The organism is Leifsonia sp. NPDC058230 (assembly GCF_042882245.1).
Lineage (GTDB): Bacteria > Actinomycetota > Actinomycetes > Actinomycetales > Microbacteriaceae > Leifsonia.
The window spans coordinates 92,926-114,390 of sequence record NZ_JBHVWM010000003.1; the positions used below are offsets into that span (position 1 = coordinate 92,926).

The 21,465-nt window shown below is 68.2% G+C and carries 15 protein-coding genes; 13 read left to right on the top strand and 2 right to left on the bottom strand.

Annotated features, from left to right (window positions below):
- The first annotated feature begins 40 nt into the window (after window positions 1–40).
- A complete protein-coding gene (locus tag ACFVV0_RS10270) occupies window positions 41–2,578 on the top strand; it encodes an ATP-dependent helicase (RefSeq protein ID WP_387062067.1) in 2,538 nt (845 codons plus the stop codon).
- A complete protein-coding gene (locus ACFVV0_RS10275) occupies window positions 2,578–3,678 on the top strand; it encodes an FUSC family protein (RefSeq protein WP_387062070.1) in 1,101 nt (366 codons plus the stop codon). The genes ACFVV0_RS10270 and ACFVV0_RS10275 overlap by 1 nt, the downstream gene beginning before the upstream one ends.
- On the opposite strand, the gene ACFVV0_RS10280 is transcribed toward ACFVV0_RS10275, so the two are convergent.
- Window positions 3,675–4,559, bottom strand: a complete 885-nt coding sequence (locus ACFVV0_RS10280) for an oxygenase MpaB family protein (RefSeq protein WP_387062073.1) — start codon at window positions 4,557–4,559, stop codon at window positions 3,675–3,677. The two genes, ACFVV0_RS10275 and ACFVV0_RS10280, sit on opposite strands and share 4 nt — an antisense overlap.
- 120 nt (window positions 4,560–4,679) lie before the next feature.
- Entirely contained in the window at window positions 4,680–6,140 is a 1,461-nt protein-coding gene (locus ACFVV0_RS10285; protein WP_387062076.1) for a hypothetical protein, read from the bottom strand.
- Between the two features lie 253 nt (window positions 6,141–6,393).
- Here ACFVV0_RS10285 and sucC point away from each other — a divergent pair, with 253 nt between their 5' ends.
- The 11 genes from sucC to ACFVV0_RS10340 all read left to right on the top strand — a co-directional run bounded on the left by sucC (window position 6,394) and on the right by ACFVV0_RS10340 (window position 21,440).
- The gene (gene sucC, locus ACFVV0_RS10290; protein WP_387062079.1) at window positions 6,394–7,557 is read left to right on the top strand and encodes an ADP-forming succinate--CoA ligase subunit beta; all 1,164 of its coding nucleotides are present in this window, start codon (window positions 6,394–6,396) and stop codon (window positions 7,555–7,557) included.
- 15 nt (window positions 7,558–7,572) lie between these two features.
- Window positions 7,573–8,460: a succinate--CoA ligase subunit alpha gene (gene sucD / locus ACFVV0_RS10295; RefSeq protein ID WP_387062081.1), complete on the top strand. Its 888-nt coding sequence runs from the start codon at window positions 7,573–7,575 to the stop codon at window positions 8,458–8,460.
- Window positions 8,461–8,576: 116 nt separating this feature from the next.
- A complete protein-coding gene (locus ACFVV0_RS10300; protein ID WP_387062084.1) occupies window positions 8,577–9,974 on the top strand; it encodes a hypothetical protein in 1,398 nt (465 codons plus the stop codon).
- A gap of 67 nt (window positions 9,975–10,041) precedes the next feature.
- Complete coding sequence (locus ACFVV0_RS10305) at window positions 10,042–11,358, top strand: DUF6350 family protein (RefSeq protein WP_387062087.1); 1,317 nt, start codon at window positions 10,042–10,044, stop codon at window positions 11,356–11,358.
- Entirely contained in the window at window positions 11,355–12,677 is a 1,323-nt protein-coding gene (locus ACFVV0_RS10310; RefSeq protein WP_387062090.1) for a threonine/serine exporter ThrE family protein, read from the top strand. Before ACFVV0_RS10305 ends, ACFVV0_RS10310 begins: the two co-directional genes overlap by 4 nt.
- Before the next feature lie 31 nt (window positions 12,678–12,708).
- A complete protein-coding gene (purN, locus tag ACFVV0_RS10315; protein ID WP_387062093.1) occupies window positions 12,709–13,302 on the top strand; it encodes a phosphoribosylglycinamide formyltransferase in 594 nt (197 codons plus the stop codon).
- Entirely contained in the window at window positions 13,299–14,885 is a 1,587-nt protein-coding gene (purH, locus tag ACFVV0_RS10320; RefSeq protein ID WP_387062096.1) for a bifunctional phosphoribosylaminoimidazolecarboxamide formyltransferase/IMP cyclohydrolase, read from the top strand. Before purN ends, purH begins: the two co-directional genes overlap by 4 nt.
- A 125-nt stretch (window positions 14,886–15,010) precedes the next feature.
- Window positions 15,011–16,090, top strand: a complete 1,080-nt coding sequence (locus ACFVV0_RS10325) for a Glu/Leu/Phe/Val dehydrogenase dimerization domain-containing protein (protein WP_387062099.1) — start codon at window positions 15,011–15,013, stop codon at window positions 16,088–16,090.
- A 25-nt stretch (window positions 16,091–16,115) separates the two neighbouring features.
- On the top strand, window positions 16,116–17,339 hold the full coding sequence (ddaH, locus tag ACFVV0_RS10330) for a dimethylargininase (protein WP_387062102.1): 1,224 nt from the start codon (window positions 16,116–16,118) through the stop codon (window positions 17,337–17,339).
- A 499-nt stretch (window positions 17,340–17,838) separates the two neighbouring features.
- Window positions 17,839–19,629 (top strand): ABC transporter ATP-binding protein, encoded by a 1,791-nt coding sequence (locus ACFVV0_RS10335; protein ID WP_387062105.1) that lies wholly within the window; start codon window positions 17,839–17,841, stop codon window positions 19,627–19,629.
- Window positions 19,626–21,440, top strand: a complete 1,815-nt coding sequence (locus ACFVV0_RS10340; protein WP_387062108.1) for an ABC transporter ATP-binding protein — start codon at window positions 19,626–19,628, stop codon at window positions 21,438–21,440. Before ACFVV0_RS10335 ends, ACFVV0_RS10340 begins: the two co-directional genes overlap by 4 nt.
- The last annotated feature ends 25 nt before the right edge of the window (window positions 21,441–21,465 follow it).

The window sequence follows — 21,465 nt, forward strand, 5'->3', positions numbered from 1 at the left end:
GGCTCCGGATGACAGTGGCGGCGGGTAAAATCGTAAGGACATGACGAGCCTCTCCGACCCCTCCGCCGCGAACTCCGCCACCCCGATCATCCTCGACGGTCGGCAGGGCCCCGGCCACCCCGGAAACGGCGCGGGCGGCTCGGGCGCGTCTCCGCACGATTCGCTCTTCGACGGCCTCAATCCGCAGCAGCGCATCGCGGCCGAGTATCGCGGTGCCGCGCTGCTCATCGTCGCCGGCGCTGGATCGGGCAAGACGAGCGTGCTCACCCGCCGCATCGCCGGCCTCATCGAGAGCCGTGAGGCGTGGCCGAGCCAGGTGCTCGCCATCACGTTCACGAACAAGGCAGCGGCCGAGATGCGTGAGCGCGTCGAGGTCCTTCTCGGTGGCAAGGCCCAGGGCATGTGGATCTCGACGTTCCACTCGGCCTGTGTGCGCATCCTCCGCCGCGAATCCGAGACCATCGGCAAGACGCAGAGCTTCACGATCTACGACTCGGGCGACACGCGCGCTCTGCTGAAGCGGATCATCAAGGGCCTCGACGCCGACACGCTCGGGTTCACGGTTGCAGGCGCCGCCGGGCGCATCTCCAAGCTGAAGAACGAGCTCACCGACATCGAGACGCTCGCGCGCACGGCGAACCTCAGCGACCCGCAAGAGGTGATGTTCCTCGAGATCTTCCGCCAGTACACGCGCGCCCTGCGCACCGCCAACGCGTTCGACTTCGACGACCTCATCGCCGAAACGGTCTTCCTCTTCCGTGCGTTCCCGAAGGTCGCCGCACTGTATCAGCGGCGATTCCGCCACATCCTGGTCGACGAGTACCAGGACACGAACCATGCGCAGTACGCGCTCATCCGCGAGCTGACCATGCCGATCGCACCCGCCGTCGCCGACGAGCTCGAGGCGCAAGGCCACCATGTCGAGTCGATGCGGGATGCGGTGGGGGTCATCCCTGGCGCCTCGCTGACGGTGGTGGGTGACTCCGACCAGTCGATCTACGCATTCCGCGGGGCGGACATCCGCAACATCGTCGAGTTCGAGCGCGACTTCCCGGGCGCCAAGGTGGTGCTGCTGGAGCAGAACTACCGGTCGACCCAGAACATCCTGAGCGCTGCCAACTCGGTGATCGCCAACAACTTCGACCGCAAAGACAAGAAGCTGTGGACCGCCGTCGGCGATGGCGACAAGATCGTCGGCTTCACCGGATACTCGGGGCACGACGAGGCGCAGTTCGTGGCCGACGAGATCGAGAAGCTGCACAGCGCCGGCATGGACTACAAAGACATCGCCGTCTTCTACCGCACCAACGCGCAGACGCGTGCGCTCGAAGAGATCTTCATCCGCTCGGCCCTGCCGTATCGCATCATGGGCGGCACCAAATTCTACGAACGCGCCGAGATCAAGGATGCGATGGCCTACCTCATCGCGGTGGCAAACCCCGACGACACCCTCGCGCTGCGTCGCATCCTCAACACCCCGAAGCGCGGGATCGGCCCGGCGACCGAGACCCAGCTGCAGAGCTACGCCGACGACAACGGCATCAACTTCCGCCAGGCGATGCGCGACGCCGGGTCGCTCGGACTCGGGCCCAAGGTGACCGCCGCGATCCTGCAGCTTGCCGCACTGCTCGACGAGGCGGGCGCGATGGTCGATCCCGCCAACCCGGCGGGTGTGTCGCCCGTGGCAGACGTGCTCACCTACCTGCTCGACAAGAGCACCTATCTCGACGTTCTGCGCAACAGTCGTGACCCTCAAGACGAGGCACGCGCCGAGAACGTCGACGAACTCGTCGCCGTGACCCGCGAATTCGCGCGCAACAACCCCGACGGCGGACTCGTCGACTTCCTGACCGAGGTCTCGCTCGTCGCGGCAGCGGACGAGATCGACGACTCCAGCGGCACCGTCTCGCTGATGACTCTCCACACCGCCAAGGGTCTCGAGTACGACGCCGTGTTCCTCACCGGTATCGAAGAGGACCTGCTGCCGCACCGCATGTCGGCGAACGAGCCCGGTGGCCCGGCCGAGGAGCGACGGCTGTTCTACGTCGGCATCACGCGTGCCAAGAAGCGGCTCTTCCTCTCGCTGGCGATGACCAGGGCTCAGTTCGGCGAGACGGCGGTCGCCATGCCGAGCCGGTATCTGCAGGAGATCCCCGCCGACCTGATCGACTGGAAGCAGTCGCCGGGCACCGCGAACGGACGAGGCGGGAGCCAGTCGAGGGCGCTCAACGCGCGCCGGCCGGGGCTCGGTTCCGGTTCGGGCGACTCGGGCTCGGGCGGGTCGGGCTACGGTTCGGGTGGGTCCGGCGGTTCGGGATCGCGCTGGAACGACAGCATGACGTCGGGCGGATTCGCGTCCAAGCCGAAGACGGAATGGCCCAACCGGGTGACGGGTCAGGTGCGCGACAACGGCGACCTGGAGCTCGTTGCCGGCGATCGCATCCGGCACTCCGACTTCGGCGAGGGACGAGTGACGACCGTGACCGGCCTCGGCGCCAAGCGGGTCGCCCACGTGCAGTTCGAGAAGGCGGGCGCAAAGAAGCTGCTCATCAAGATCGCTCCCATCGAAAAGCTGTGATGGCGGCCGCTCCCGCCTCGCCGGGCGCCGATCCGGCGCGGGCGGCGGGACCGGCGGGCCCGGCGGGCCTGAGCGTGGAAGTGGGTGTGCGCGCAGGACTAGCGGTGGCCGTTCCGCTGCTGGTGCTGCTCGCCGTCGGCCGGCTCGATCTGACCGCGTACGCGACGTTCGGCGCTTTCACCGCGTTGTACGGGCGGAACGAGCCGTACCGCACCCGCATCCGCAGCGTGTCGATCGCCGGGGTCGCGCTGCTCGCGACCATCGCCCTCGGGATTCTCGTCGCAGTACTGGGGGAGCCGATCGGGCTTCTCGTTCCGCTGCTCGTTCTCGTCGTCACGGGAGGAATCCTGCTCGCCGCGACCTTCCAGCTCATCCCGGCTCAGCCGTTGTTCTTCGTGTTCGCGCTCCTGGTCTGTGCAGCCGTTCCGACCACGGTCGGCGAAGTGCCGTTGCGGCTCGGGATCGCCCTCGGAGCGGCGGCGTTCTCCTGGCTGCTCACGATGTCGGGATGGGTGGTGCGCCGCTCCGCGCTGGCGCGCGGGAGTGCCGCGGAGGGCCGTCTCGGTTCGGTGTTCTTCAAGAACCTGGCCCGCCGCCCGCGCACGGACGCCGCTGCAATCCGGGATCCGCGGGTGTGGCTCACGGTCGGCCAGAGCGTGATCGGCGTGCTGATCGTCGGAGGGGTGGCGATGCTGTTCGGCCTCGGTCACGCGTACTGGGCTGTCGTGAGCCTGGTCGCCGTGATCCCTCCGCCGCGTGCCGCGCACTCGATCTCTCGATCGCTGCACCGGATCATCGGAACGATCGTGGGAGTCGGGTTGACGGTGCTCGTGCTCTTCTGGTCGCCGCCGCCCATCGTCGTCATCGGGGTGATCGTGGTCTGTCAAGTGTTCGCCGAGATCCTCGTCGGGCGTCACTACGGGTCGGCGCTCGTGTTCATCACTCCGATGGCCCTGTCGGTGTCGTATCTGGCGACTCCGGTACCGCTCAGCGAACTCGCTATCGACCGGGTGCTCGAAACGGTGCTGGGAGCGGCGGTCGGCATCATGCTCATGCTCGCCGCGCGCGGTCTGGAGCGGGCGAAGGCACTCGGCCCCTAGTCCGCGCCCGGCACAGAGCCCGGCAGTGAGTCCGCCGCGGTCTGCGTGGCCGTCCGCGCCGACGCCTCCGCCGCCTTGCCGGCCGCGACCTGTCTGCGAAGCCGATTCAGGTACACCTCGCGGGGGCGATGGCGCCAGGATGCGGGGATGCGCGGGTAGACCACCGCCGCCCAGCGCATCCACCTGTCGAAGGAGCGTGCGGCTCGCTCGGTCCACGGGAGGCCGAAGTCCTGCCTCAGCTGCTCCGGGAGGAGGCCGGCGGTGACCAGGCGCGCACCCGGGAACAGCATCCTCATCCAGACCGGGATCGCCCGCGGGTAGAGGATCTGGCGTGCCACGGCTCGTGTGGCGTCGTTCGGGCGGAGCGTTGTGAGCATCTGCTCCCAGTACGAGGCGAACGCCGCGCGATCGGCCGGCCACGCCTCGGCCGGAACCTGCAGCGCCGACCCGATCGCAGTGAATTCGCGGTAGAGGCGTTCGGCGTCGTTCGGTGGCAGCGGGCCGAAGACCCGGTTGTAGAGCCCGATCATGGTCTCGTAGAGGGTCGCGGCCACCCACAGCTGCAGACCGGGGTCGTACGCGTTGTACGCGGGCTGGTCCCCCTCGGCCTCGGCGTGCACCGGCGCGTGCGCCCGGTTGACCGAGCGCCGCACCACCGCGAACTCCTCGGGTGTCGCATAGACCGAGGCGTAGACGTAGGTCATCGTCGCGTGCAGGCGGTCGAGCATCCGGTTGGCGAAGTCGCTGTGCTCCACGACCCCGCGCCCCACGGCCGGATGCGCTATCTGCAGCAGCAGCGCGCGCCCCCCGCCGGCGAGGTACAGCGCCTCGCCCGCGATGTCCTTCGCGGTGAGGGAGTGGCCGGTCGGTGTCTGCTGCACGGCGCCATTCTGTCGCGAAAGCCTGCGAAGAGTCGGGAAATGCGCCGCCCGATGCGCACGATGCGCGCAATCCGCCCGACCCGTACCGAAGGTCGCGGGCCGCCGAGACGCTCCTGGCCGTCACGAAGCTCTCACCCGAGGTCGGCGCGAGCCGAGAATGATCGCCGACGCTCCAGCGGCCAGGGCCACGCCACCGGCCCAAGCCGCGCCGACGGGGTCGATACCGGTCTTCGCCAGCATGGCGGGTGTCGCGGCCGGTACGGGAGCGGTCACGCGGGTGATCTCCGAGGCGATCCCGAAGGTCGACTGCCAGGGGCGCATCCGGGTGCCTCCCTGGTCGGCGGGCGTGCGGGAAGGATCGATCTTCTCGACCCAGACGTAATAGCCGGGCGCGGCCAGGGTGCATTCAGGGGTGTCGTACTCGCCCGGTCCGGAGACCAGGACCTCGACCGTGCAGACCACGGGGGCGTCGGCGGGAGCGGCCGGGGCGGCGACGATCTCGTCGGCGAACGGTCCGAGCAGCGAACTCTCGACGACAGCCTCCACCGGCAACAGGGCGCCGACTGCGTCTGAAGCATCGTCCACCTGGGGATCCAGCCTCAGGCCCCAATGCGGAAGCAGACCTTCCCCCTTCTCGATGTCGACGACGAGGTGGTCGCTGATCGTTGCCCCGGGCTGCGCATCCGTCGCACTGGTCACGGTTCGCACGGTGGGCTGGAACGGGAGGGGAGAGACGACGGTGCCTTCGCCGCCCGCGTGAGCCGCTGCGCTCGCGGGAACGGCCACGAGGAGGGATTGCACGTCGTCGTGGGAGACGGCGACGCGAATCCGATCGCCGTACGGCAGTGCAGCGAAGACGGCGGTCGCGGACACGGACACCGTCTGCTCATCGCCCGTCGGAAGGATGGGCACATCCACGCCGTTCTCGATCGTCGCCGAAGTCGATCCGTCCTCGAAGGTCGCGCCGGTGAGGTCGAGCCGCCCGGTGTGAGTCGAGGGGGCGAGCTCATGCGGCCCGGAGAGCCGATCGACCATGAGTTCGACTCTCACCGAGCTCGGCCCCTGGTCTGACAGCCGCACGTCTGCGGTGGCTGTGACGCCGAGTGAGGCTTCCCGCGACGACTCGGCCACCATCGCGTTCGCGCGATCGAGCACGCCCGCGGCATCCGCGCCGGCGCGGGCGGCGTAGAAGTCGGGGGTCTGGTCGTTCATGCCGGCGACCATCCAGGTGGCGATCTGACCCGCGGCAGCGGTGAGCCGGTCGTCGGTCGCCGCCCAGTTGCGGGAGATGTACGCGAGCTGAGCCGACTGCGCCGGGCTGAACCAGCCGAGCTGATCGCCCTCGACGTAGTCGGCAGGATGCCCGACGGGACTCGGCCGCCCGGCCTGCAGGCAGAACCCTCGGGTACCGTCGTCGAGCGAATACGTGCCCAACCACCAGCCGGTGCTCGAGGTGTAACCGACCCCGTGGTCGCTCGAAGTGAGGGCGCGGGCCCCCGGAACGCTGAAGATCAGGGAGAGGAAGAACAGCAGCCCGCCGAGCGAGAGCGCCGTGGTGAAGGTTGTGATGCGATGTGTCATGCGACCACGGTCTTCGACCAGCGGCGCTGCCGGGCGCCGGAGCGGGGAATCGTGGACAACTCCCGAGAGACACGGGTTGTGGAGGAGATCGCACCGTTCGGTCGTCACGGGTTGCGCGGGCGTTCAGGAGGACGCGCTAGAGTTCTCACTGGCGAATTTATCTCGGCGTCGAGCTATTTAGCGTCGGAGACCACCCAGCAAAAACCACAAGGCAGCGCCACGAGCGCGCCCGGCACCAGCGGATTGGATAACCGTGGATCTATACGAGTATCAGGCCAGAGACCTGTTTGAGCAGTACGGCGTCCCGGTCCTCCCGGGCATCGTCGCGGACACTCCCGAGGAGGTGCGCGCAGCAGCCGAGAAGCTCGGCGGCGTTGTCGTCGTCAAGGCGCAGGTGAAGGTCGGTGGTCGTGGAAAGGCCGGCGGCGTCAAGGTCGCGAAGAACCCCGACGAGGCCGAAGAGGCGGCTCGCGCCATCCTCGGGCTCGACATCAAGGGTCACGTCGTTCGGCGGGTGATGGTCGCCGGTGGCGCCCGCATCGCCGAAGAGTTCTACTTCTCCGTGCTCCTCGACCGCGCCAACCGCTCGTACCTGTCGCTGACCAGCGTCGAGGGCGGAATGGAGATCGAGCAGCTCGCGGTCGAGAAGCCCGAGGCGCTCGCACGCATCGAGGTCGACCCGATCACCGGCGTCGACACTGCGAAGGCCACCGAGATCGCAAAGGCGGCCGGATTCCCGGACGAGCTCGTCGAGAAGGTCGCCGACGTCTTCGTGAAGCTCTACGACGTCTACAAGGGCGAGGACGCGACTCTCGTCGAGGTCAACCCGCTCGTCCTGACCGAGGAGGGCGACATCATCGCCCTAGACGGAAAGGTCACGCTCGACGAGAACGCGGGCTTCCGCCACCCGGCCCATGAGGCGCTCGAGGATGCGGCCGCGGCCGACCCCCTGGAGGCCAAGGCCAAGGAGAGCGACCTCAACTACGTCAAGCTCGACGGGCAGGTCGGCATCATCGGCAACGGCGCTGGGCTCGTGATGAGCACCCTCGACGTGGTCGCGTACGCCGGCGAGAAGCACAAGGGCGTCAAGCCGGCCAACTTCCTCGACATCGGTGGTGGCGCATCCGCCGAGGTCATGGCCGCCGGTCTCGACGTCATCCTCAACGACCCTCAGGTCGAGAGCGTGTTCGTCAACGTGTTCGGTGGCATCACCGCGTGCGACGCGGTCGCGAACGGCATCGTCAAGGCTCTCGAGATCCTGGGCGACGAGGCGAACAAGCCGCTCGTGGTGCGTCTCGACGGCAACAACGTCGAAGAGGGTCGCCGCATCCTCATCGAAGCCGCGCACCCGCTGGTGACGCTGGCGCTCACCATGGACGAAGGCGCCGACAAGGCCGCCGAACTGGCAGCGAAGTAAGGGCGCGAGAGAACAATGTCTATCTTCCTCAACAAGGATTCCAAGGTCATCGTGCAGGGCATCACCGGTGGTGAGGGCACCAAGCACACCGCCCTCATGCTGAAGGCCGGCACGCAGGTCGTCGGCGGCGTGAACGCCCGCAAGGCCGGCACGACCGTCACTCACGGCGAGGTCGAGCTGCCCGTGTTCGGCACGGTCGCCGAGGCCATCGAGAAGACCGGTGCCGACGTGTCCATCGCGTTCGTCCCGCCGGCGTTCACCAAGGATGCGGTCATCGAGGCCATCGACGCCGAGATCCCCCTCCTCGTGATCATCACCGAGGGCGTCCCCGTGCAAGACTCGGCCGAGTTCTGGGCCTACGCGCAGGAGAAGGGCAACAAGACCCGCATCATCGGGCCGAACTGCCCCGGCATCATCACCCCGGGTGAGTCTCTCGTCGGCATCACCCCGGCGAACATCACCGGCAAGGGACCGATCGGTCTCGTGTCCAAGTCCGGAACCCTGACGTACCAGATGATGTACGAGCTGCGCGACCTCGGCTTCTCGACCGCCATCGGCATCGGCGGCGACCCGATCATCGGCACGACGCACATCGACGCGCTCGCCGCGTTCGAAGCCGACCCCGAGACGAAGGCGATCGTCATGATCGGCGAGATCGGTGGCGACGCCGAGGAGCGCGCGGCCGACTTCATCAAGGCGAATGTCACCAAGCCGGTCGTCGGATACGTTGCCGGCTTCACCGCTCCCGAGGGCAAGACGATGGGCCACGCCGGCGCCATCGTCTCCGGCTCGGCGGGCACCGCGCAGGCCAAGAAGGAGGCCCTCGAGGCCGCCGGCGTGCGTGTCGGCAAGACGCCGAGCGAGACCGCCGCGCTGCTGCGCGAGGTGTACGCCGCGCTCTAGCCGCGTCTCCTGCACAACCTCGGGCCCCGTGGAGTTTGTCCACGGGGCCCGATCTTTTATCCCCGGCCGATCGGATGCGGCGCTACAGTGAGCATCAGTCAGGGATCGGGGACGACATGGCACGGGTTACCAGCACGCAGCTCCTCGCGAAGATCGCTCAACTCGAGAGCGAGAACGCCGCACTGCGCGAAACGATCGAGAACGAGACGAACGCAACCGTTCCGGTGATCGTCGACGGATCGTCGATCACCCCGCCGCCGAAGCACAAGCGCGGCTGGGGCTGGACGGTGCTCGCGACGGCGCTGATCGTCATCGGCGCGGTGCTCGCGCCGGCCGCTGTCGTCGCATCCTGGGCCAAGGTCCAGCTGACCGACACGGATTCGTTCGTCGCCACGTACGCGCCGCTTGCGAGCGACCCGGCCGTGCAGGCCTTCGTGACGGACGAGGCCGTGTCGGTCATCCAGGAGAACGTCGACATCCCCGGTGTCGTGTCGCAGGTGTTCGACGGCATCGCTTCGCTCGGCACGGGGCCGGCGGCGACGAGAGCCCTGGAGTCGCTGAAGGGGCCGGCGGCGCAGGGGATCGTCTCCCTCATCCACTCGACGGTCGGAACCTTCGTCGCCTCCGATGCCTTCGAGGAGGTGTGGCAGCAGGCGCTGAGGCGGAGCCACACCCAACTCGTGGCCACCATGCAGGGCGATCCGAAGGCGGCCATCGCCATCGGGGAGGACGGATCGGTCGGCATCCAGCTCGGGCCGATCATCGAGCGGGTCAAGGAACTGCTGGTGCAGCGGGGGCTGACCTTCGCATCGCAGATCCCGTCCGTCGACCGCACGATCACCGTCGCGCAGAACTCTTCGCTGCCCACGATCCAGCTGTTCTACGGTCTCGCCGTCGGCGCTGGTGCGTGGCTGCCGTGGATCGCGCTGCTCTTCCTCGCCGCGGGTGTGCTCGTGGCTCGCCGCCGTTCCCTTGCTCTCATCTGGGCCGCGGTCGCCCTTGCGATCGGGATGATCGTGATCGTCGCAGGCATCGGAATCGGTCGCCTCGTGTTCGTCGGCTCCGTCTCGCCGTCGCTCCTCCCGTCCGGAGTCGCGCGAACCGTCTTCGACACCGTGACCACGGCGATGAGGGACACGGGCGTCGCCGTCCTCGTGCTCGCGATCGTGGTGGCCCTCGTCGCCTGGTACTCGGGGCCGTTTGCGGTGCCGCGACGGCTGCGCGGGTTCTTCGGTGCGGGAGTGACCTGGGTGCGTGAGGCGGCCGAACGCCACGGGATCAGCACGGGGCGCACCGGCGAGTGGATCTACGCCCAGCGCGCCCTCCTACGCGCCGCCGTCGCCGTGATCGCGTCTGTCGTGCTGCTGTTCCTTCGGCCGCTCAGCGCCGGCGTGATCATCTGGACCCTGGTGATCGCGGCGGTCGTCATCGCCATCCTCGAACTCGTGCAGCGGCCGGTGATCACCATCCCCGAGACGGTCGATGAGGACACCCCCGTGGTGACCGCTCCCTGAGCGTCACACGCCCGGGCGAAGTGTCGAGCGGCCGGAGCGGAGACGGACCGGTAGTCTCCATTCGGTCATGAATCGCACAACCGTCGCTCTGCTCGCCGCTCTGGAGGCGGTCGTCGTTCTTGCGATCGGTCTCGCGATCTGCCTGGTTCCGCTCACCGTGCTCTGGGCTGCGCAGTACCATCTCGCCGCCGACTGGTTCGTCTTCTGGCGAGCGGCGGCCGACGTCTGGCTGGTCGGCCACGGCGTGAATCTCACGGTGGTCCTGGATGCGCAGCTCGGCGCCGCCCTCGGCCTGCCCTCGGCGACCCTTCCGTTCCAGATCACCATCGCCGCGCTCGGATTCGCCTTCCTCACAGCGGGCCTCGGGGTGCGCACGGGCACGAGGGCCGCCGAGACGCCGTACCGCATGACGGGCGCGGTCACCGCGGTCGCCACCTTCGCGGCACTGTCGACGATCGTCACGTTGACGGCGCGAAGTGCGCCAGTCCAGCCCTCGCTCTGGCAGGGGATCGTGCTGCCGGCGTTCGTCTATGGGCTCGGTGTGGCGAGCGGTCTCGGCTTCGCGGCTCTCCGCGCGGGCGGTCGTGGTGGACAGGCGATCGAGGGCGCGGGAGAGCGGAGTGAGACCGCATCCCGCGGCAGCGCAGCAACCACGACATCCCCGTCCACTCAGACGACCACGACGACGGCACGCCCCGCGGCAGGCGCCGTTCGCCGCTGGCTCGATGGCGTCCCGCTCGGAGTGCGGACCGCATCCGGTGCCGCCTTCCGTGCCGGAACGGCCGCCGCCGCCCTGGTGATCGCCGGTGCCGCGATCATCCTGGCGCTGCTCATCTTCGGCAACTTCGGCAGCATCATCGGCTTGTACGAGCAACTTCAAGCCGGCGCTCTCGGTGGCGCAGCGCTCACGATCGGGCAGCTCGCTCTGCTCCCGAACCTGGTCATCTGGATGGCGTCCTGGCTGATCGGCCCCGGCTTCGCCATCGGCACCGGATCCGCGGTGAGCCCCATCGGAACCGACCTCGGTCCCCTTCCCGGCCTTCCGTTGTTCGGCGTGATTCCGACCGGGGGATTCGCATTCGGGCTCGTGGGCGTGCTCGTTCCCCTCGTCGCCGGGTTTCTCGCGGCCGCCCTATTGCGGTCGACGATCGCCGAGGGACGGGCGAAGCACGGAACGGGCTGGCTCTTCCTGACCGCTCTGGGCATCGGTATCGTTGCGGGCATCGAACTCGGCCTGCTCGCGTGGTGGTCGTCGGGCGCGATCGGGCCGGGCCGACTCCACGACGTCGGACCGAATCCGTGGCTGGTGGGTTCGATCGCAGCGGCGGAAGTCGCCGTCGCCGCGATCATCGGTTTGGTGACGGGAGGTCGGGCGAGGCGATGAACGCGTGGCGGCCGAAGTTGCGCATCCCGAGGCTGGACTTCCACGCCCGGTCGATCGAGGCGACGCAGTATGTCGAGAGTCCGTCCGCCCAGCTGCAGGAGTTTCTCGTGAAGCTCGGCAGTGCTCTGCTCTCCGTGGGAACGGCGTCCACCGACATCCAGCGCACCCTGAAGTGGGTTGCCGTCGCCCTCGGTTCCCCGCACACGGCGTTGATCGTCTTTCCGACCATCATCTTCGTCGGGATGCCCGACGAGAAGGAGACCCGGTTCGAAGTCGCCGAGTCCCAGGGCGGCGAAGTACGGTTCGACCGCGCCGCCCGTATCTACACGGTCGTCGACCAGGCCACCGCCGGCACGATAACGGCGTCGGAGGGGATCGCCGCGATCGACGCCATTCTCGCGGCCAAGCCACGGTTCAACAGAGTTCTCCGGGTTCTCGGCCACGGTCTGGCGGCCGCGGGCGTCGGCCTCGTGCTGCTCGGCGCCGATCCGATCAGCATGCTCTACGCATTCGTGCTCGGCGTTCTGGTGGGAGTCGCGAAGCTGCTGGTCAGGCCGGGGACGTACGCCGCCATCCTGCTGCCGATCCTCACGGCGTTCGCCCTCGCGCTCATCGTGTTCGCCGCCGCCAGAGCGGGGTTCGTCGCCGAACCGCTCCAAGTGCTGGTGCCGCCACTCGTGACGCTGTTGCCCGGTGCGGTGCTGACGACCGGGATCCAGGAGCTCGCAGCCGGCGACATGGTGGCCGGTTCGAGCCGCCTCGTCTCAGGGATCGCGCAACTGCTGTTCCTGGCATTCGGGATCATCGCGGCACTGACGATCACCGGTGTCCCGGCGTCGATCGCGCTGTTCTCCTCGCATCCCCCGCTCGGAGCCTTCCAGCCGTGGCTCGGGGTCCTGCTGTTCTCACTCGGTCTCTTCTTCTACTACTGCGGTCCGCGCCGTTCGTTCTACTTCCTCACCCTGGTGCTGCTCGTCGCGTACGGCGGTCAGCTTCTCGGCAACGCGCTCATGGGCAGCGCGTTCAGCGGGTTCTTCGGCGCACTGGCGCTCACCCTCGTCGCGTATCTCGTGCAGTCGATCCCCGGTGCACCGCCGGCCGTCGTCTGCTTCCTCCCGGCCTTCTGGCTGCTCGTACCGGGCGCGACCGGACTCATCGGCCTCACCCAGAGCGCCGCGGGCACCGACATCGACGCGAGCACCCTCACGGCCCTCGTCGGCTCCATCGTCTCGATCGCCCTCGGTGTGCTCTCGGGCACCGCTCTCTACCGCCAGATCTTCCGGATCGCCCCGGCCCGCTGGAGACTCCGGCTGGTCTGACCCGGTGCGGGGCGGCCGGTAGGCTGGGGGCGTGCTCTCGATTGTCGTGCTGATCTCGGGCGGTGGGTCGAACCTTCGCGCTCTGCTCGAGGCGTCGGAAGACGCCGAGTTCCCGGCCCGGGTCGTGGCGGTGGGAGCCGACCGCGACGCCGAAGGCCTCGCGCACGCCGAAGAGTTCGGCATCCCGTCGTTCACCGTCCCGTTCTCGTCGTACGACGACCGGGAAACGTGGGGGAACGCCCTGCTCGAGCAGATCCGGCAATGGGAGCCCGACCTCGTCATCCTCTCCGGCTTCATGCGCCTGGTGCCCCCGAGCATCGTCGCCGCGTTCTCGCCGTACCTGATCAACACCCATCCGGCCTACCTCCCCGAGTTCCCCGGGGCGCACGGGGTGCGGGATGCGCTGGCCGCCGGCGCGACGCAGACCGGCGCGAGCCTCATCGTGGTCGACAACGGCGTGGACGCCGGACCGATCATCAGCCAGCAGCGCGTGCCCGTGCATCCGGGAGACACCGAAGCAGCGCTGCACGAGCGCATCAAACCTGTGGAGCGACGGCTGCTCATCGACGCCGTCCTCGACATCGCCAATGGACACATCGACCTCAAGGAGCTCGCACGAGTATGAGTGGACCCAGCCACGACTCCAGCCTCTACCGTGAACGGGACATCGTCCCCATCCGCCGAGCGCTGATCTCGGTCAGCGACAAGACCGGGCTTCTCGAGCTCGCCACGGCGCTCGCCGGAGCCGGTGTCGAGATCGTCTCGACCGGAACCACTGCTTCGACCATCCGCGGCGCCGGCTTCGACGTCACCGATGTCGCGAGCGTCACCGGCTTTCCGGAGTCGCTCGACGGCCGCGTGAAGACGCTGCACCCCGCGATCCACTCGGGACTGCTCGCCGACCTGCGGCTCGAATCGCACGAAGCCCAGCTCAAGGACCTCGAGATCAAGCCGTTCGAGCTCGTGGTCGTGAACCTCTACCCGTTCGTCGAGACCGTCGCATCCGGTGCGGTGGGCAACGACGTCGTGGAGCAGATCGACATCGGCGGTCCGGCGATGGTCCGCGCGTCGGCGAAGAACCACGCCAACGTCGCGATCGTCGTGTCGCCGGATAACTACGGGCAGATCGTCGAGGCGCTCGCCGCGGGCGGCACCACGTTCGACCAGCGCCGCGTGCTCGCTGCCGAGGCCTTCGCGCACACCGCCGCCTACGACGGCGCGGTCGCAGCCTGGTTCGCCGGGGATGCCCCGACGACCGAGGAGTTCCCGGCACGGTTCGCAGTGCAGGCCGAGCTCAAGCAGACCCTTCGCTACGGAGAGAACTCGCACCAGGCGGCCGCGCTCTACGTCGACCCGACCGGACACGGGATCGCCCAGGCGATCCAGCTCGGCGGCAAAGAGATGTCGTACAACAACTACGTCGACGCGGATGCGGCCCTCCGCAGCGCGTTCGACTTCGCCGAGCCCGCGGTCGCCATCATCAAGCACGCGAACCCGTGCGGCATCGCCGTGGACGACGACATCGCCGTCGCCCACGAGAAGGCGCACGCCTGCGACCCCGTCTCCGCCTACGGCGGTGTGATCGCGGCCAACCGCACGGTCACCCTCGCGATGGCCGAGACCGTGAAGGGCATCTTCACGGAGGTGCTCATCGCGCCCGGGTACGAGCCGGAGGCGCTCGAGCTGCTGCAGACCAAGAAGAACCTGCGCATCCTGCAGCTGCCCGAGGGGTACGCCCGCAAGGTCACCGAGTTCCGTCAGATCTCGGGCGGCGTGCTGGTTCAGGATGCGGACCGCTTCGACCTGACGACCGGCGGCTCCGCCGGCTGGAAGCTCGTCGCCGGCGGCGAGGCGGATGCGGCCACCCGCGCCGACCTCGAGTTCGCCTGGAAGGCGTGCCGTTCCGTGAAGTCGAACGCGATCCTGCTCGCGCACGACGGCGCATCCGTCGGCGTCGGAATGGGTCAGGTCAACCGTGTCGACTCGTGCAACCTGGCGGTCACCCGCGCGGGCGAGCGGGCTGCCGGGTCGGTGGCTGCGTCGGACGCGTTCTTCCCCTTCGCCGACGGCCCGGAGATCCTCATCGCCGCCGGTGTGCGTGCGATCGTGCAGCCGGGCGGATCCATCCGCGACGACGAGGTGATCGCAGCTGCGCAGGCGGCCGGGGTCACGATGTACTTCACCGGAGAGCGCCACTTCTTCCACTGATCCGTTCCGGCGGTGCGCGCGGACGCGCGCGCCGTCGCGGATGCGCGCGGGCGCGGGGCGTGGCAAAATGGTCGGCGGCCCATAAGGCCGCCCAGCATGAACCCTGATCCCACGAGGAGACACCGATGTCTGTCCTGCCCGCACACCTGGTCGAAGCAACCGGCACGAATCTGCCGCACGAAACGTTGCACGTGGTGAAGGGGAGGCGGAGCGGTCTCACGATCAGCATCGCCGTGCACTCCACCGTTCTCGGCCCGGCTCTCGGCGGCTGCCGGGTGTGGACCTACGACAGCTGGGTGGATGCGGTCAACGACTCTCTGCGTCTGGCGGAGGGCATGACCCTCAAGAACTCCGCGGCGGGCCTCAACCGCGGCGGCGGCAAGACCGTCGTCTACGTTCCCCGCGGCACGGTGCTCACCCCGGAGCAGCGACACGACGCCATGCTCGATCTCGGCGACGCCGTGGAGAGCCTGGGCGGCGCGTACATGACCGCTGAAGACGTCGGAACGTCCGCCGAGGACATGGCCGTCGTCGCCACCCGCACGTCTCACGTCTGCGGTCTCCCCTCCTCGCAGGGTGGCGTCGGGGAGCCGAGCGACGCGACCGCGGCGGGTGTGTACGCCGGCCTTCTCTCGACGCTCGAGCGTGCCGTCGGCAGCCGTTCGGTCGCCGGCCGTCGGGTCACCGTGCTAGGGCTCGGTCATGTCGGCTCCATCATCGCGATGCGCCTGGCTGCCGAGGGCGCCGTTCTGACGGTGACGGATGTGAACTCCGCCAAGCGAACGCTGGCCGAGGCCATCGGCGCCACCTGGGTCGAACCGCACGAGGCGCACGCCGTCGAGGGCGACCTGTTCGTCCCGGCCGGCGTCGGCGGGGTGCTCACCGATCAGGTGATCGACGAGCTCCGGGTGAAGGCCGTCGTCGGACCGGCGAACAACCAGCTGGCGCACCGCTCGGGAGCCAAACGGCTCGCCGCCCGCGGCATCCTGTGGGCCCCCGACTTCGTGGTCAACGCCGGTGGCGTGATCTTCCTCTCGATGATGAGCGAGGACGAGCCGTCCGCCGCGGCGACCGCCGAGCGCGTCGACCGGATCGGCGACACCGTCACCGAGATCTTCGACGTCGCCGAGGAGCGCGGAATCACGACGCTCGAGGCCGCCGAGGAGATCGCGCTGGAGCGACTGCGCGAACCAGCCAACGCATAGAAACGCTCCGCTAGGGTGGGTTCCCATGACCATCTCGTGGGGCCGCCGGCTCATCGCATCCGTTCTGTCGGCCTTCGTCGTCGCTCTCGTCGCGCACTTCGCGATGATCGGCTTCTTCTTCATCGGGAGCCTCGGAGCGTCGACGCCGCCGTCGGGCTCGCTGATCGTCGCCGTCAGCAACTACTTCGCCCTGACGAGTGTCTTCGCTCTCGTGCTTCTGCTCATCGCGGGCATCGTTGGTGCCTTCGACCGGTGGTGGACGGCCCTCATCGCCGGCGTCGTCGTCGCTGTGCTCGCGCCCGCCGTCGGCACACTGATCACGGCGACCTCCGGCGGCTCGCCGTTCAGCGGGGAGCTGATCGGCGCCGTGTTCGGCACCCTCCTCGGCATCAACCTGCTGTACGCGATCGTCATCGTTGCTCTCACGCCGACCTTCGGCCGGTGGCTGTTCCGCGTCGTCGAAGGCGGCCGCAGCCGGTTCGCAACCGATCGCAAGGTCGCCCTCGTGCGCATCCCGGCTTCGAACCTGGCTGAGGGGCTCGTCACCCACATCGACCGCGAGCCGGTGGATGCGGAGCTCGCCGACCAGCAGTGGGACGCCTACGTCGCCGCTCTGTCCAACGCCGGCTGGCAGACCGTCGAGGTTACTTCGGCCGACCAGCTCGCCGACTCGGTGTTCGTGGAGGACACCGCTGTCATCTTCGGCGACACCGCCGTCGTCACCCTGCCGGGCGCGGAGTCGCGCCGTCCCGAGACCGCGGGCACCGAGGCCGCACTGCGCGCGCAGGGCCTCCGCATCGAGCGCATCGAGGCTCCGGGGACGCTCGACGGCGGCGACGTGCTCAAGGTCGGCTCGACCGTCTACGTCGGTCGCGGCGGCCGCACCAACGCCGAGGGCATCCGCCAGCTCCGCGCGCTGCTCGCGCCGCTGGACTACACCGTCGTCGCGGTTCCCGTCACCAAGGCATTGCACCTGAAGACCGCCGTCACGGCGCTGCCCGACGGCACCGTCATCGGTTACGAGCCTCTGGTCGACAACGTGACGGTCTTCGAGCGGTTCCTGGCGGTGCCCGAGGCTCACGGCACCGCCGTCGTCGTCCTGTCCGACGACACCGTGCTGATGTCCTCGTCGGCGCCGCAGTCGGTCGCGCTCGTCGAAGACCTCGGGTACACGGTCGTCCAGGTCGACATTTCGGAGTTCGAGAAGCTCGAGGGATGCGTGACCTGCCTCTCGGTGCGCATTCGTTGACATTTTCTTGCAAGTTCCTCTTGTGCGCAGCTGAGCTTCAGTCATAGGCTGTAGGGCTGCCGTGCGGCGGGAAACCACCGGCGCGGCCCTATTGATCGCTTCGGGCTGAGGAGGACGCCATGACAACGACAGGTATCGAACGAACCGTGACCGTGTTCGAACCCGTCGCCGCCGCCGTTGGCGCTGCGTCCCCGCACCTCGCCCCAGCCTGGTAGGTCCCAAGCTGTAACGCGATTCCGGCTGAACGTCGCCGGCGGATGGTGCGGGTCCGGTTCGGGCCCCACGGTTCCCACGATCCCTCGAGAGGGATCTCTGGCGACCTCTCTCCGCGTCATCGAAGACGCACTCGGCGTCCATCTGTGCCGACCGACACAGCGCCGAGCGGCGATCCGGGCATCCCCGGGAGCCGACAAGAAAACTGCACACTCCACAAGAAATCGGATCGAGAATGTCAATCGCTGAACATCAGCACCCCCCTCAAGAAGACAAGAAGGCGAGGATGGGCACCGTACGCACCCTGCTGCGGATCCTGCCCTTCGCCAAGTCGGCCGCGCCGCGCATCGCGCTCGGCATGGTCGCAGCGCTTTTCGCCAGCCTCGTCGCACTGAGCATTCCGCAAGTGCTCCGCTGGCTGGTCGACGGTCCGCTGTCGACGGGCGACTCCGCCCAGGTCTGGCCGGCGGCACTGCTCGTGGTCGGTCTCGGCGCCGCCGAGGCCGTGTTCATCTCGCTGCGTCGCTGGTTCGTGCTCACGCCGGGCACGCACGTCGAGGCGAAGATGCGCAACGGCCTGTACGCCAAGCTGCAGGATCTCCCGGTCGCGTTCCACGACCGCTGGCCGAGCGGCCAGCTGCTCTCGCGCGCCGTGAGCGACCTGAACCTGATCCGCCGCTGGATCTCGTTCGGCATCGTGCTGCTCGTGGTGAACGTCGTCACGATCGTGGTCGGTTTCGCCATCCTGATCTCCTGGAACTGGATCCTCGGGCTGATCTTCCTGGTCTGCTCGATTCCGCTCTGGATCTACGGCTTCGTGTTCGAGGGCAAGTACTCCACGATCGCGCGCCGCAGCCAGGACCAGGCCGGTGACCTCGCGACCGCCGTCGAGGAGTCGGTGCACGGCATCCGCGTCCTCAAGGCGTTCGGCCGCGGCAAGTACGCCCTGAAGAACTTCGAGTCTCAGGCCGAGCAGCTGCGCGGCACGGAGATCGAGAAAGCCAAGGCGATCGCGGGCATCTGGCTCTGGCTGCTGCTGGTGCCGGACGTGGCGTTCGGCATCTGCCTCGTCGTCGGCGTCTGGCTGGCCTCGCAGGGCGAGCTCTCCGTCGGCGAGCTGGTGGCGTTCTTCGCGACCGCGACCGTGCTGCGGTTCCCCGTCGAGTCGATCGGCTTCCTGCTGTCGATGACGTTCGACACCCGCACGGCCGCCGACCGCTTCTTCGAGGTGATGGACGAGGTGAACGCGATCCAGGATCCCGAGCACCCGCACAAGATCGCGAACCCGCGTGGCGAGCTCGTGTTCGACAATGTGCACTTCCGCTACCAGGACTCGCCCGAGCGCTACCCCGATCTGCTCGACGGGATCGATCTCACGATCGTGCCCGGCGAGACGATGGCCCTGGTGGGGCTCACCGGATCCGGGAAGTCGACGCTCACGGCCCTCACCACCCGGCTGTACGACGTCACCGGCGGTTCGATCCGCATCGACGGCGTGGATGTGCGCGACCTGACCAGGTACGACCTGCGCAAGAGCCTGGCGATGGCGTTCGAAGACGCGACGCTGTTCTCGGCATCGGTCCGTGAGAACGTGCTGCTCGGCCGCGACGACCTCGACGTGCACTCGACCGAAGCCGAGGCCGTGCTGACGGAGGCGCTCGAGATCGCCCAGGCCGGCTTCGTCTACGACCTCCCCGAGGGTGTCGAGACGAAGGTCGGAGAGGAGGGGCTCAGCCTCTCGGGCGGGCAGCGGCAGAGACTGGCGCTCGCCCGTGCGGTCGCAGCCAATCCGTCGGTGCTCGTGCTCGACGACCCGCTCTCCGCTCTGGACGTCGACACCGAGGCGCTCGTCGAGGCGGCCCTGCGCCGGGTGCTCGCGGCCACCACGGGGCTCGTCGTGGCGCACCGTCCGTCGACGGTGATGCTGGCCGATCGCGTGGCACTGCTCGAGAACGGTCGCATCACGGCCGTCGGTACGCACCACGACCTGCTCGCAACGAGCGAGCACTACCGATTCGTCATCTCGAGCCTGGAAGACGAACAGAACGAAGAGATCCTTCAGGAGGTGAACCTGTGAGCACCGCAACCGTATTGGGAGTCGAAGGCGAAGAGCGCAACGACTTCACGAAAGAGGAGAGTCGGCAGATCCGCCGGCGCTCGCTGCACCTGCTCGGCTCCCTGATGCGTCCGCTGCGCACGCGGTTGATCCTGACCGCGATCGTGGTCGTGATCAGCACGGCAGGACAGGTCGCCGGCCCCGCGATCATCGCGTACGGCATCGACAACGGGCTGCCCGCGCTGCTCAAGGAGGACTGGTTCCCGCTCGCGATGGCCGGTGCGGCCTACCTGTTCACCGGAGTGATCGGTGCCGTGCTGATCGCCTGGTACACCGTGCTCAGCGCCCGGATCAGCCAGGCCATCCTGATCGATCTGCGCAAGCGGGTGTTCCTGCACACTCAGAAGCTCAGCCTCGAGTTCCATGAGTCGTACACGTCGGGGCGCATCATCTCGCGTCAGACGAGCGACCTGGACTCGATCCGCGAACTTCTGGATTCGGGCATCAACCAGCTCGTGCAGGGCTTCCTCTACATGCTGTTCATCGCGATCGCACTGTTCACCCTCGACTGGGTGAGCGGCGTGGTGCTGCTGTGCTCGCTCGTTCCGCTGTACTTCCTGACGCGCTGGTTCCAGAAGCGCTCGCAGGTGCTGTTCCGCATCTCGCGGGTGGCGTCGGCGAAGTTGATCGTCCAGTTCGTGGAGACCATGACCGGAATCCGCGCAGTCAAGGCGTTCCGCAAGGAGAAGCGCAACGAGAAGGAGTTCGGCGGCCTCGTCGAGGACTACCGCGACGTCAACGCGCGGGTCATCCAGCTGTTCGGGATCTTCGACCCCGGCCTCGTGATGATCGGCAACGTGACGGTCGGTGTCGTGCTGCTCGTCGGCGGCTTCCGAGTGGCAGACGGTCAGCTCGCCATCGGTGTGCTGCTCGCCACGCTGCTCTACACCCGCCGGTTCTTCGACCCGATGGAGGAGATGGCGATGTTCTACAACTCCTACCAGTCGGCTGCGGCGGCGCTGGAGAAGATCTCGGGCGTGCTGGAGGAGGAGCCGACCGTTCCCGACCCCTTGAAGGCCGTCGACCTGTGGGAGGCGTCGGGCCATGTCCGGTTCGACGAGGTGACGTTCGCCTACAAGAAGGATCGCGTCATCCTGCCCAACTTCACGCTCGACATCCCAGCGGGGGAGACCATCGCACTGGTCGGTTCGACCGGCGCGGGAAAGTCGACCCTGGCGAAGCTGATCTCGCGGTTCTACGACCCCAGCGACGGTTCGGTCACGATCGACGGTGTGGATCTGCGCGATCTGCACCCGAAAGATCTGCGCCGCGCCATCGTGATGGTGACGCAGGAGGCGTACCTGTTCAGCGGATCCGTGGCCGACAACATCGCCCTGGGCAAGCCGGATGCGACCCGCGAGGAGATCGTGGACGCAGCCCGTGCCGTGGGCGCCGACGAGTTCATCCGGAGTCTGCCGAACGGGTACGACACCGACGTGAACAAGCGCGGCGGACGCGTCTCGGCGGGTCAGCGTCAGCTGATCTCGTTCGCGCGTGCCTTCCTCGCGAACCCGGCCGTGCTCATCCTGGACGAGGCGACGAGCTCGCTGGACATCCCGAGCGAGCGGCTGGTTCAGGACGCGTTGCAGACGCTGCTCGCCGATCGCACGGCGGTCATCATCGCGCACCGCCTGTCGACGGTCGCGATCGCCGACCGGGTGCTGGTGATGGAGCACGGGAAGATCGTCGAAGACGGTACGCCCGCCGACCTCATCGGCGGCACCGGCCGGTTCGCGCAGCTGCACGCGGCGTGGCGGGATTCGCTGGTCTAACCGTCAGATCACGACACGACGAAGG